Consider the following 12,234-nt stretch of genomic DNA (forward strand, 5'->3'; position numbering starts at 1 on the left):
CATCGTTTACAATTAATCGTCATTAAATCGTAGCGGCTATTGTGTAAATAGACCCGTTTTAATTCCAGGCATTGCAGGCGCATTACCGGGTAGCAGAGATGTGTGGCGCGGACTGCAAACCTGACGATATGCAGGGTGCTGTAGTCTGCTACAGCGAAACGACAGGGGGATACGCGAGGTGCATTGCTCTTTGTCCCCCTGCTATATCACCGACCTCAGTGACGTTCCAGGTTGCGTGTGAATTGGCGGCTGGTGACAGACTGCACTTTCCAGAGTCCGGTCTCTTTGACCATGCAATCAATGACAATGTGTTTTTGCTTTTTTCCAAACGCTACGTAAACATTAACGCAAACCGGATCCGTATCACCTGCAATGGCGTTGACATTGTCGGGACAGTCATCGCCAATGTATTGTGTCTTGAGAAAAAACAGCATTATAGAAAACCTCATCTTCATAATTTGGATCTTGTGTTTGCCTTAGTTTTTTCATCGTTGATGCAGTAACGTATTTATCAATATCCTTACCGTCGGTAATCGGGAAATTATTATTGTTAATTTGGTTCACGTACCACTTGTTAAATGCAACCGCCTGGTTAACAGGAACGTTGGTACTTACCATTGCAGATGATGCCACCAGCAGCAAAAGCAGTAATTTTTTCATGTCAGTTGTGCCTGTATAGAGTAACGGCGGGCTGGGTTTTCCTGTACTGCGGCCCTGGGTATAAACTGCGCTGAACGAAATCGGAGTACCAGGTCCCCGACCCATCGTAAATACAGGTGTGCCCGTACTGGTTTAGTCCTGGTAAAGTATCAATAACCGCTACTGCTCGAGCGCAATAGCCTTGGTTTTTTGGTGTGCGTGGCTTCGCGCATACGAGACCGTTTCGTGTTTATTCCATGACATATATTTCCCTCAATAATAGAACGAATGGTAAGGGGACATTACGCCAGCAATTAATTGAAAATTGTATTTTATAGTGAGATTTAATTAATCAATATACGTTTTGTTGATGTTTATTTATAATGAATAGTTAAGATGTATGGCATTATATTTAATTATTCATTCTCGAAAATTCCATAGCTAACCGCATTCACGTCGTACTTGCTGTTAAGTCCAGTCTATGGGATTAGCAGATTACACGTATAACGGTGCAGGCGTGGTCGCTGGAGGATTTCGCGTTGCAATGTGCTGTTGATGGTTGAATGGCAAGCGATGAGTAACTTAATCTAACCGACTGATATTAAATAAATCTTATATTTTACAATTATGTAAAAATTCTGATAGTATACCCCCCTATAGTATCTGGAGGGCGTATGCCGCATTCACCTGAAGATAAGAAACGCATTCTCACCCGTGTACGCCGTATCCGCGGCCAGGTTGATGCGCTTGAGCGCGCGCTGGAGTCCGGTGAGCCGTGTCTGGCAATCCTGCAACAAATTGCCGCCGTGCGCGGTGCATCCAATGGCCTGATGGGCGAAATGGTTGAGATCCACCTGAAAGATGAACTGGTCAGCGGGGATACAACCCCAGACCAGCGTGCTGTGCGCATGGCTGAAATCGGCCATCTTCTGCGCGCTTATCTAAAATAACACCATCACCTCGCAATAATGGGAAGAGACAAATGAAATCACGTGCAGCAGTTGCATTCGGCCCCGGTCAGCCGTTAAAAATTGTCGAGATCGACGTCGCACCGCCAAAGAAAGGTGAAGTGCTGGTTAAAATTACCCACACAGGCGTGTGCCATACTGACGCTTTTACGCTCTCTGGCGACGATCCGGAAGGTGTGTTTCCGGCGGTACTCGGCCATGAAGGCGGGGGTATCGTGGTTGAAGTGGGTGAGGGCGTCACCAGTCTGAAACCGGGTGACCATGTCATCCCGCTGTACACGGCAGAATGTGGTGAGTGTAAGTTCTGTAAGTCTGGCAAAACTAACTTGTGTCAGGCCGTACGTGCTACCCAGGGCAAAGGCCTGATGCCGGATGGCACTACGCGTTTCTCATATAATGGCGAACCTATCTATCACTATATGGGTACCAGTACCTTCAGTGAATACACCGTTTGCGCAGAGATCTCGCTGGCGAAGGTTAACCCGCAAGCGCCGCTGGATAAAGTGTGTCTGCTGGGCTGTGGCGTAACCACCGGGATCGGCGCAGTACATAACACGGCGAAAGTGAAAGAAGGCGATACTGTGGCCGTATTTGGCCTGGGTGGCATTGGTCTGGCAGTGATCCAGGGGGCAGTACAGGCGAAAGCTGGGCGTATTCTGGCGGTTGATACTAACCCGGAAAAATTCAAGCTGGCGGGTGAAATGGGCGCGACCGACTTCATCAACCCGAATGATTACGATAAACCGATTCAGGATGTGATTGTTGAGCTTACCGACGGTGGTGTGGACTTCAGCTTTGAATGCATTGGTAACGTAAATGTGATGCGTGCGGCGCTGGAATGCTGTCATAAAGGATGGGGTGAAAGCATCATCATTGGTGTGGCCGGTGCGGGACAGGAAATAAAAACCCGTCCGTTCCAACTGGTAACCGGACGCGTGTGGCGCGGGTCGGCGTTTGGTGGTGTGAAAGGGCGTACGCAGCTGCCTGGAATGGTTGAAGATGCGATGAGCGGGAAAATCCAGTTGGACCCGTTTATTACCCATCGCTTACCGCTGGAGCAGATCAACGAAGCGTTTGATTTAATGCATCAGGGTAAGTCCATTCGTACCGTTATCCACTTTGGCGATAACTGATTCATTGGCCAGCGGAATTTACCGCTGGCACTTTCCTGAATTTCTTTGAATGATGTTGTGAAAGTGTGACGAATCTTGCGCTTTTCACGGTAAGCAAACTTTATGAATTGCCGATGACTATCTAATGGGCGTGTTTTCACGCATAAACCCTACAAGAGAGTCGACGGTCATGGACAATACAATATCGATGCAAGCCCAGAATAAACTGGGCTTTCTGCATCAAATCAGACTGGTTCCGCTGTTTTCCTCCATTCTCGGTGGCATCCTTCTGCTGTTTGCTTTGAGTTCCGGGCTGGCAAGCTATTTTCTTATGCAGGCCGATCGCGATCAGCGCGATGTGACCGATGAGATTCAGGTCAGGATGGGGTTATCTAACAGTTCTAATCACCTACGCACAGCCCGTATCAATATGATCCACGCCGGCGCAGCGAGTCGCATTGCCGAAATGGACGATATGAAGGCCAATATCGCAGAGGCGGAAAAACGCATTAAGCAATCTCAGGATGGTTTTACTGTCTATATGTCTCGCGTGGTGAAAACGTCGGAGGACGAAGCCTTAGATGCTGAACTGAGCGCCAGTTTCAAAGCATACATCGACGGCCTGCAGCCTATGCTGAAATATGCCAGAAACGGGATGTTTGAAGCGATTATCAACCATGAAAATGAACACGCCAGGCCACTGGATACGGCTTACAACAAGGTGCTGCTGAAGGCCATAGAAATTCGTACCGCAAGAGCCAACCAGCTCAGCGAGCAGGCCCACCATCGTACCCAACTCGGTATGGCCTTTATGTTAGGTGCATTTATTTTGGCACTGGTGTTAACCGTGATGACGTTTGTTGTCCTGCGCCGTACCGTGATTCATCCACTGTTGCGCGCGGCCCAGCGTATTGAGCAAATTTCTGTGGGCGATCTGACCATGCGGGATGAACCCACCGGGCGCAGTGAGATTGGTCGTCTGAGTCGTCATCTTCAGACGATGCAACATTCACTGGAGAAAACCGTAGGCACGGTACGTCAGGGGGCGGAAGAAATCTATCGCGGCACCAGTGAAATCTCGGCGGGTAATACGGATCTGTCATCACGTACCGAAGAACAGGCCGCGGCGATTGAACAAACGGCGGCCAGTATGGAAGAACTGACTGCGACGGTGAAACAAAACGCCGACAACGCACACCATGCCAGTAAACTGGCGGAAGATGCCTCCGGCAAAGCCAGTCGCGGTGGACAGATGGTCTCGGGCGTGGTGAAAACCATGGGGAATATCTCGACCAGCTCGAAAAAAATCTCTGAAATTACCGCTGTCATCAACAGCATTGCCTTTCAGACCAATATTCTGGCGCTGAATGCGGCGGTGGAAGCGGCGCGAGCAGGAGAGCAAGGGCGTGGATTTGCCGTCGTCGCCAGTGAAGTTCGCACGTTGGCAAGCCGCAGCGCCCAGGCAGCGAAAGAGATTGAAGGATTGATCAGTGAGTCAGTGCGGTTGATTGACCAGGGGTCCGGTGAGGTTGTGGCTGCGGGTAATACCATGACGGATATTGTCGATGCGGTAAAACGTGTCACCGATATTATGCTGGAAATTGCAGCGGCCTCTGATGAACAGAGCCGGGGTATCGTGCAGGTAAGCCAGGCGATTTCAGAGATGGATAAAGTGACGCAGCAGAACGCCTCTCTGGTGGAAGAAGCGTCGGCCGCCGCGGCATCGCTGGAAGAACAGGCCGCACGTTTAACTGAAGCCGTTGGCACGTTCCGCCTGCAGGGCACCAGTGCGATAAAACGAGTGGCAGCCGTTGTTAATCCAGTAGCTTCATCACCACGGTCAAGTGCGATAAATACGGATAATTGGGAAATTTTCTGATAGGTCAGCAATCCGGTAATTCGGTTCTTTGAATTACCGGGTGACCCGCTTACTTATAGGTTGCGCCGATGACCCCCGTGGCTTGGAACGCACCAGGGGTATAATTATCACAGGTACGGTTATTACTGGCTGAAGTACAGGTGAGCAATGCCGCCATGGGAATATCTTTCGAGGAAACGATACCGCCAAAAGGAACATCAGCATAAGAAGATACGTCATTAGCCGAGAGGTATTTTCTCGGTGAGTCCTCCCAGGAAATCGCAACGCCTCGACCACTCGCAGCAGATGTTCCGGTGAGGGTATTGGCGAGAATTGATAAGTTAGAGTCGTCGTATGTTGCCTTCGTAGACGTGAGCTTTAGGGTAACACTCGAAGCGTTAACGCAATTGCTGTTTTTTAAGGTAAATGTTTTGCGCGGTTTTTCATTACCAACATCACCAAAATCGATCGTAGTAGGAGAGACGGACAAATTGCAGGTTGGCGTAGTAAATTTAACGGTGAAAGAGGACGCGTTTACGTTAATTCTCAGTTTTTCTTTGTCACCGTTATCAAGCGAACCCGCACGGAATGTTCCGATTAGGCCTGTTTGAGTGGGATGAGCATCACCAACCGCCGTCACTGTACCGTATTGCCAAATTTCAATTGTTGCGTATATAGACGTGTCATCGTTATTACCACTAAAATCCAACAAGCGAACTTCTGATGTTGAATCAGGCACATATGCTTTATAAGAAGACCCTCTACTCGGATCTGTAATGTTAACTGAATAGTAAATCCCTGAGATATTTGTCGGCCAGAAAACTCTGTAATACGAATATCCGGTTCCTTGATAAGTGCCGGATTTCACACCTGCCGTATTTGAAGCATCCGTCCATCCATACCAATCTGCACCATCATTCCCGGTACCGCACTCAAGAAGAGCAACCCTAATTTTGGGGAAGCTACCTAATAAAGTGAGTGCGGTATTTGATGGATTAAAATTAGATACAGTGAATGTACCTGCACTAAGAATTTGAGATTGATTATCAGGTTGGAAACTACATTCGTAAGCAAGTGCGGGGCGGACACAAACGCTTAATATTAGCAATCCGGTAGCAACAATTAAACGCATAACCACTGGGCTCATAGTTACTAATCTCTGTTTAATAGTCATTTATAACTCACGCTAATTTGCACCTGGCTTAATACACCGCCGGGTGTGACTGGTTTTGCGGCATTCACCCTTTGATATCGAGCTTTAAAGGTATAATCGGTATCGGTATCAGAACCAATATAATTGGTGAAGTTGATGGCCGAGGTGTTGTCACTCTTGAGGACATTAACATTTGCGCTGCTAAAAACCACTACCCCGACATTGCCTGCCGCCGTTGATGCCGTTACCTGTCCCGTAGGGCCGGTATATTCATTCGGGAATATCTGGTTGCCGTTGAGTTGCGCTTTTTGCGGCTTAAAGCTTAACACCAGCGTTTTGGCGACGGAACCGGAGTCACAGCGCGCGCTGACCTTCAACGACTGTGTCGGCACATTGCCCACTTCGGTAGCCGATAAGTTGGCCCATGCGCCACCGGCAGCAAACTCACTCGCCTCTACGTCGCCTAAATTAACGTCGGAGGCGGCAATATCACAACTACCGGTGACGACTTCTGCCTTTACCGTTAAGACATTGGTGTTGGTACTGGTCTCGGCCCATAACGGCGTGGATATCAGTAATAAGACTGCTGGTATAAATTTCATGCTGGCTCCTACTGATAGGTCGTGGTGAATGTTAATGTCGCACTGTATATCCCTGAAGTCTGAGGCGTGCCTGGATAAGATGTTGGGCGTAGAAATAGGGACAATGGCAACTTGCCGTTGCTGCGCTCTGTGCTGCTCCAGGTTATTTTTTCAGTATTGTTTACGCCGAGTGGCAACGGCGTATTTAGATTGCTGGTTCGATACAGCACGCCTGCCACGCCCACCTTGCCACCTTTCATTTCTGTAGGATATCCGTTCCATGAAGAACTGGCCTTTGGTAAGGTTTGCATCCAGTTCAGCGTCTGCGCTGTTTTCGTTCCGGACTTCGTGATATAGCAATCACTGTATTCCAGAGAAAAATCTTTCCGGGTATTGCTACCCTGAGCTTCTATTTCAGCCCATGTTAATACGCCAAAATCGATAGTTTGGTTCACCGCTTTGCTTGAACCGACAACAATATTGACGGAGCAGGTTGTGGCGAGCAAATTGGCCTTAAAGTTGACCGTGACATCCGCTGCAAAGAGTGACGGACTGCATATTAGAAAAGATACAAGCATTACCTGGCGCATAAACTATTTCCCGGCTCCTGGCATCTGACACGCTAACGTATCCAGACGGATTGATTTTCCTATCATCGCGGGAGCATCGGGGATTTGATAGGTTACATCGCAATAACTTGCCGCGTCGCTTCCCCAAATAACCTTCAAACTGCCACGTTGATCGATACCGCGTAAAAAGGCGCGGCCCGCCTGACCCATTGCGCCAACGGATTCACCTTGTTCATTGAGAATATTCGCGCCCAATGGAATGAAACTGTTATCACTACGTCTGAGCGTGACAAATACCGACTGACCTTGCTGGGTGGCGAAGGTGACTTTCACCACTGCGCCATCGCGCGGAACCACGGCAGCCGAGGTGTTTTTCACTTCAACGTCCGCCTTGATGGTGCTGAGATCCAGTCCGACGGTATTCTCGGCATAAGGCGAAAGACTGGTAGCGACGGCATATCCTGCGCTGTCAATCTCGCCATACCCATTGCTGGTGGTAGCGCCATCAGCACCTTTCGCTTCAATAAGGGCGATGGCGCTTTGTGAGTTGACATTGCCCGGTAAGAGCGTCAATCCACCGCTGTGTAACAGCACACCGCCGTTATTGTTTAAGGAATACTGCTGGTTATGTTTTTTATCGACCGTAGCGGAAACACTGGTTGCCCCATGCGCGCCGTTATAGGTGGAATACCCACTTACGGAATAGGTATCCTCTCCCTGGCTGTTCTGGTTAGCGGTGGTACTGAGGCTGTAGTTCCATCTACTATTGCTACTGTTGCCGCTGGCTGTACTGGTGAAACCGTTGTTGCCGCCAAAGTCGGTATTAGCGCTGAGGTTCAAACTGGAGAAGGCCGGTTGATCGTTCTGAGCATTACTACCAAAAGGAATACTCAACCCAACGTACAGGCTGTCATCTTCATCACCCCATTCGGTATAACTGCGCTGCAGCGAGATATTCCACGAGATGGAGCGGAATGTATTGCTGTAGCCCAGCGAATATTGAGACGTTTTGTCAGCGTTACCCCAATAACTCGTCCAGGTGCCGCTGAGATAAAATGCGCCGTAATTTTCGCCGTTAAGGGTAATGGGTTGATTGATGTTAGCCTCTAGCTCATTTTTAGAATGGCTGTAGTTGCTGCGATACGCATCGTTAGGGTTAGTATCGTGATCGTCGCTATAGCTATCGATACTCTTTTGCAAAGAGATGGTGTCATTAAGCGAGAGATAGTCTTTGGTACTGTAACGATAGGCGCTAAAGCTGAAATTGGTCTGTGTTGCCTCCAGGACGTTACTGTAGCTTAAACGGTAACTCTGTCCTTGCAGGACACCAATATCATCAAGTGACGCACGAGAGTGGATAACATCGACTGCGATGGCGCCAAGACGGGTATTCATAGCAAGACCCAGCATCCCAGCCAGGTACTCGTTTTCCATTGACTGTATGCCGCCATATAGCGTGAAAATATCGCTCAATCCATAATTACCGTTGGTGGTGAGCACCCACGGGGAATCATCGTCGCCGTCATCATCTAATGCCCCAACGGCAAAATCCCAGTCGACTTCACCTTTAGTCATTAATTGCGCGACCGATGCATACGGCACGGTAAACATGCGTTTTGAGCCATCAGCCTCTTCTACGGTAACGTCGAGGTCAGCGCCGTTGATTGCTAAATAATAATCCTTCAGGGCAAAAGGACCTGGGGGAACGGTGGTTTCATAGATGATGCGCGACTGCTGTCGTACGGTAATTTTAGCATTACTGTTAGCTATGCCGTTGATGACCGGGACGTATCGGCCATCATGGGGATCCATTCGTTTGTCGTTATAAAGGTGTACGCCTTTAATGCCGATACTATCCAGCACTTCGCTACGAGAGGTCACCTGGCCCAGTTCCATTTGCGCACGGATGGACGGTAAATCGCGTGCCAGATAGAGGTCGTAGTTGTCCCAGGTTGCGCTCTCGTCTTTTGTCCAGTTCAGCGCGCCGCTGGAGCGTAACCGCCATGATCCCAGATTGAGACCGTAGCCAAGCCCCAGATAACCACTGTCAGAGGTACTGCCCTCATTTTCACTGTGATAGCCGCTGAAACTCCAGTTCAGTATTGCTGCAGGTATCCCGGCATCCCAACGAGCAGGGTTAACATAACCCGCCGGGTGGCTGACGAGAAACAGCTGTGGAATGGTGAGCATCAGGATCTGCGAGTTGGGATCGTAACTCACGCTGGATGAGGGGTAATAGTCTGCCAGCATGTAGCATTGTGATTCACCTTCGTCTGCATTTTCCGTGGGGAGTTTGCTTACATCGACGTTCGCTTCGTCGAGCACTTCACGCGTCAGACAGGGAGACGCGTTTGGGGTATGATTATCAATAAACTGGATCTTTGTAGTCTGTTGTTGCTCACCGTTAATCCATATAGATACGGTATAAATACCCGGTTTCACCGGGTTGCCGCGCGCATATTGCGATACGTCGATTGTCGATTTTTTACCTGCGTTGCCGAAGATAAAGTCATCGTTGAATTCAATGTAGTTATCGTCAGCGAATCCTGTCTGACAAATCACTAACAATACCCATACAGAGGTAGCAAGACGGCGTTTTGACATCGACATTAGGGCAATCCTTGCGCGAATTTTACTCTTTTCCTGTTGCGTCGACGTTACCACCGTAATCATTGACAGCAGTCCATGACACGGATTCAAAACGCGGGGTAGTGAGTGATTTCACTTTATAGCTTGCGCTGGAAAAGGGGGCGACCATATCGGGTTCAATGCTGTATTTTTTACCCGCAGAGATAATCTTCGCACCGACCAGCGAGACAAAGTAAGGGGAGTCATTTTTCGCCGTCGCCCAGACTTGTTTGCCCTTGTTTGCCAGACTCCATTTCAGATGTTGAATGGCCTCGTCAGGCGAACCAGGGAGGGTGGCCGGGCGGTAAAATACTTTGATACGCGTTTTAAGCGCAATTTGCAGTTGATTTGATTTGGCTGCATCTTTGTTTTTACCGGGGATTTCAAGCGCGTTAAACCAGTAAACACTTTCACGGTCGGAGGGCAAAGGCTGACCATCCCAGTTTAAGCGTACGGTTAGTCCTTGTTTGGGATCGACGCGGCTTACCGGTGGAGAAGCGATAAAAGGGATATCTAAGGTTTGTGGATCAACATCTTCACGGCCATCATCTAACCATGACTGTATTAATAACGGTTGCTGGCCCTGGTTAACCATTTTAATTAATGCTTCTTTGGCATTAGAAAGATAAATAACACGAGTTGCATTAATTACCAGACTGGCGGTAGCCGAATAACTGAACGAAATGGCTGATGAAAACATAATCATCATGAATGTTTTTTTTGAAATCATATTATTCGTGTCTAATGTTAATGACTGCAACCCCAAATTGATAAGGTTGCAGTAGGGTTGTTAAGCTTTTAAAAATTATTAAGGGTAGGTTGTTGTAAAGGTGGTGTTTGCTTTAACTTGCCCAACTTGTGGGGTGCCGGAACCTGAATAGATATAGCCAACGGTGTAGTCAAATACTGCCCCGTTATCGGCATCATAATCGGCTTCAGACTGCGGCGTTGCAGAGTTGAAATCGATGACAGTATTCGTTTTGGTATCTTCTACCTGGAAGCCTGCATCTTTATCACCCGCAGCAACAATGTTTAACAAGGCGTTGGTTGTGCTATTAAAATTGCCTGTTGTTGAGAATTGCCCCTTTACTTTACCGCCAGCAGGTGCTGTTGCGCAGTTTTTAACGGTAATCTGGAAGTTGGTTTTCATCACTGGATTAGTGACGGCGGCTTGCATTACTGGAACAGTGACATCGCGAAGTTGAACTTCTTTTGATGCGGAAACGCCATCAATGCTGACATCACAGGTCGATGCTGTAATATTCCCTACAAAATCGATATTTGCTGCGTCAGAATCAGCTGCCTGTACCTGAAAAGTTACACCTGCGACCAGAGCCGCTGCCACACTTAAATAAGTAAAAGATTTCATGTTATTTTCCTTAATAACAAATTAGATGACGTAAGGATTATATGGATCCGGTTTATAGTTGAACAGTAGATGAGAAAGGGTGATTCTTTTTTGAGCGTTTATTTAGGGGGGATTAGTAACAGCTTAATGTACTCTATGTTATACAATATATTAAATTAATATTTATTGTTTCTTTATGAATTTTAAAAGAAAATTTTCAGATCTGCGGATTATTCTGGAGGATGTCATCAGATATTGTTCGCTGAAAATACCCACTAAAGTAAGTATATCTTAATTTACTTGTAAGAAAAGGTGCGGTTTATTGGATGTGTTTCGCGAATGTTTTGCTGCACTTTTACGTAGGCAGGACTTGTCGGTAACGACAGGTCTGCCTAAATAATCAAAATGGTACGGTTTTGCGTATTGCGGCAATGAGGACTTGCGCTGCGGAGGGTAATTGCACGTCCACGCGGGTAAGTATCCCAATGGGCTCTCCCGCACCATGCGTAGGTACCGGTAATGACACCAGCGTTGCCTGGCGTAAATCTTCCCGCACTGCGCCTGAAGGCACAAACCAAACATAGTCGTAATCCACCGTCAGTTGCCGGGAAAGCGATGCTGACAGCGTTTCGATACATCCAGAGGGCATTTTACAACCCTGGCTTTGCAGCAAGGCTTCCGCGTGCTGTCGTGGGGCTGTCCCTTTGGGGGACACCACGACAGGCCATTCCATTACCCGACTCAGTGTGATGGTCTCTTGCAACAGCGGGTGATTAGGTCGCACAACCAGCTTGAGCGATTCGAGAAATAACAGTTCGTAGTTCAGACCAACCATCAATTCCGGATCGGCCATACGGCCAATACCGAGGTCGATCTCCCCGGATTTTAAGCCAGCCAGAATCATGGGATTACTCATGGTGGCAACCTGCAACGTTGTTTCCATTTGCTGCTTGTGATACTGACCAATTACTGCAGGCAGAATACCCAATGCAGCTGTTGGCAAGGCACCAATACGAACAACATCAGTCTGCGACTCTTCACGATGATTTAATGCCTGGCCGGCAGTGTTGAGTGCATCAAGCACTCTTACCGCATGGGTAAGAAACTGTTCGCCGGGCAAGGTTAACTGTGCACCAAGACGACCGCGTTCAAAGAGTCGGGTTCCGGTCAGTTGCTCCAGTTCGTTCAGCGTTTTGGAGAGGGCTGGTTGACTCAGGTTAAGGGTTTCGGCCGCGCGCCCCAAAGTTCCCTGTTGGGCAACGGCGACAAAAGTATGAAGATGGCGCAAGCGAATGCGCTGATTGAACAGAACATTTTTTTCCATAAGCGATGTTAAAAACAGAGCCGTATCGGTGACAAGTGAAGTTGTTTGTTTTTG

11 protein-coding genes are annotated in these 12,234 nt (G+C 48.3%); 3 read left to right on the top strand and 8 right to left on the bottom strand.

The genetic code is table 11. The features are described from left to right. Positions 1-396: 396 nt before the first annotated feature. A complete protein-coding gene (locus tag NNO03_RS03220; protein WP_271448790.1) occupies positions 397-660 on the bottom strand; it encodes a hypothetical protein in 264 nt (87 codons plus the stop codon). 653 nt (positions 661-1,313) lie between these two features. On the opposite strand from NNO03_RS03220, the gene NNO03_RS03225 reads away from it, so the two are divergent. From NNO03_RS03225 to NNO03_RS03235, 3 genes are all read left to right on the top strand, one after another. Next, complete coding sequence (locus tag NNO03_RS03225; RefSeq protein WP_012132328.1) at positions 1,314-1,589, top strand: metal/formaldehyde-sensitive transcriptional repressor; 276 nt, start codon at positions 1,314-1,316, stop codon at positions 1,587-1,589. A gap of 32 nt (positions 1,590-1,621) precedes the next feature. Next, positions 1,622-2,740 carry an S-(hydroxymethyl)glutathione dehydrogenase/class III alcohol dehydrogenase gene (locus tag NNO03_RS03230; RefSeq protein ID WP_271448791.1) on the top strand — a complete coding sequence of 373 codons (1,119 nt, stop codon included), beginning with the start codon at positions 1,622-1,624 and terminating at the stop codon, positions 2,738-2,740. A 169-nt stretch (positions 2,741-2,909) separates the two neighbouring features. After that, a complete protein-coding gene (locus tag NNO03_RS03235; protein WP_271448792.1) occupies positions 2,910-4,598 on the top strand; it encodes a methyl-accepting chemotaxis protein in 1,689 nt (562 codons plus the stop codon). A 49-nt stretch (positions 4,599-4,647) separates the two neighbouring features. Here the strand turns inward: NNO03_RS03235 and NNO03_RS03240 are convergent, their stop codons facing one another. The 7 genes from NNO03_RS03240 to NNO03_RS03270 all read right to left on the bottom strand — a co-directional run bounded on the left by NNO03_RS03240 (position 4,648) and on the right by NNO03_RS03270 (position 12,180). Beyond that, positions 4,648-5,751, bottom strand: a complete 1,104-nt coding sequence (locus NNO03_RS03240) for a pilus assembly protein FimA (protein WP_271448793.1) — start codon at positions 5,749-5,751, stop codon at positions 4,648-4,650. Further along, positions 5,748-6,332 (bottom strand): fimbrial protein StaF, encoded by a 585-nt coding sequence (locus NNO03_RS03245; RefSeq protein ID WP_271448794.1) that lies wholly within the window; start codon positions 6,330-6,332, stop codon positions 5,748-5,750. Before NNO03_RS03245 ends, NNO03_RS03240 begins: the two co-directional genes overlap by 4 nt. Before the next feature lie 8 nt (positions 6,333-6,340). Beyond that, positions 6,341-6,901 carry a fimbrial protein gene (locus NNO03_RS03250; protein WP_271448795.1) on the bottom strand — a complete coding sequence of 187 codons (561 nt, stop codon included), beginning with the start codon at positions 6,899-6,901 and terminating at the stop codon, positions 6,341-6,343. A 3-nt stretch (positions 6,902-6,904) separates the two neighbouring features. Continuing rightward, positions 6,905-9,490, bottom strand: a complete 2,586-nt coding sequence (locus tag NNO03_RS03255; protein WP_271448796.1) for an outer membrane usher protein — start codon at positions 9,488-9,490, stop codon at positions 6,905-6,907. A gap of 22 nt (positions 9,491-9,512) precedes the next feature. Next, positions 9,513-10,217, bottom strand: a complete 705-nt coding sequence (locus NNO03_RS03260) for a fimbria/pilus periplasmic chaperone (protein WP_271448797.1) — start codon at positions 10,215-10,217, stop codon at positions 9,513-9,515. Positions 10,218-10,316: 99 nt separating this feature from the next. Continuing rightward, a complete protein-coding gene (locus NNO03_RS03265; protein ID WP_271448798.1) occupies positions 10,317-10,877 on the bottom strand; it encodes a fimbrial protein in 561 nt (186 codons plus the stop codon). A 379-nt stretch (positions 10,878-11,256) separates the two neighbouring features. Continuing rightward, entirely contained in the window at positions 11,257-12,180 is a 924-nt protein-coding gene (locus NNO03_RS03270; protein WP_271441658.1) for a LysR substrate-binding domain-containing protein, read from the bottom strand. Positions 12,181-12,234 lie beyond the last annotated feature (54 nt).

This window comes from Citrobacter sp. Igbk 16, assembly GCF_028069755.1.
Taxonomy (GTDB): Bacteria; Pseudomonadota; Gammaproteobacteria; order Enterobacterales; family Enterobacteriaceae; genus Citrobacter.

Excerpts from the sequence above, each read along its gene's own strand:
- NNO03_RS03220 (WP_271448790.1), bottom strand. The coding sequence starts at position 660 with ATGAAAAAATTACTGCTTTTGCTGCTGGTGGCATCATCTGCAATGGTA.
- NNO03_RS03225 (WP_012132328.1), top strand. The coding sequence starts at position 1,314 with ATGCCGCATTCACCTGAAGATAAGAAACGCATTCTCACCCGTGTACGC.
- NNO03_RS03230 (WP_271448791.1), top strand. The coding sequence starts at position 1,622 with ATGAAATCACGTGCAGCAGTTGCATTCGGCCCCGGTCAGCCGTTAAAA.
- NNO03_RS03235 (WP_271448792.1), top strand. The coding sequence starts at position 2,910 with ATGGACAATACAATATCGATGCAAGCCCAGAATAAACTGGGCTTTCTG.
- NNO03_RS03240 (WP_271448793.1), bottom strand. The coding sequence starts at position 5,751 with ATGACTATTAAACAGAGATTAGTAACTATGAGCCCAGTGGTTATGCGT.
- NNO03_RS03245 (WP_271448794.1), bottom strand. The coding sequence starts at position 6,332 with ATGAAATTTATACCAGCAGTCTTATTACTGATATCCACGCCGTTATGG.
- NNO03_RS03250 (WP_271448795.1), bottom strand. The coding sequence starts at position 6,901 with ATGCGCCAGGTAATGCTTGTATCTTTTCTAATATGCAGTCCGTCACTC.
- NNO03_RS03255 (WP_271448796.1), bottom strand. The coding sequence starts at position 9,490 with ATGTCGATGTCAAAACGCCGTCTTGCTACCTCTGTATGGGTATTGTTA.
- NNO03_RS03260 (WP_271448797.1), bottom strand. The coding sequence starts at position 10,217 with ATGATGATTATGTTTTCATCAGCCATTTCGTTCAGTTATTCGGCTACC.
- NNO03_RS03265 (WP_271448798.1), bottom strand. The coding sequence starts at position 10,877 with ATGAAATCTTTTACTTATTTAAGTGTGGCAGCGGCTCTGGTCGCAGGT.
- NNO03_RS03270 (WP_271441658.1), bottom strand. The coding sequence starts at position 12,180 with ATGGAAAAAAATGTTCTGTTCAATCAGCGCATTCGCTTGCGCCATCTT.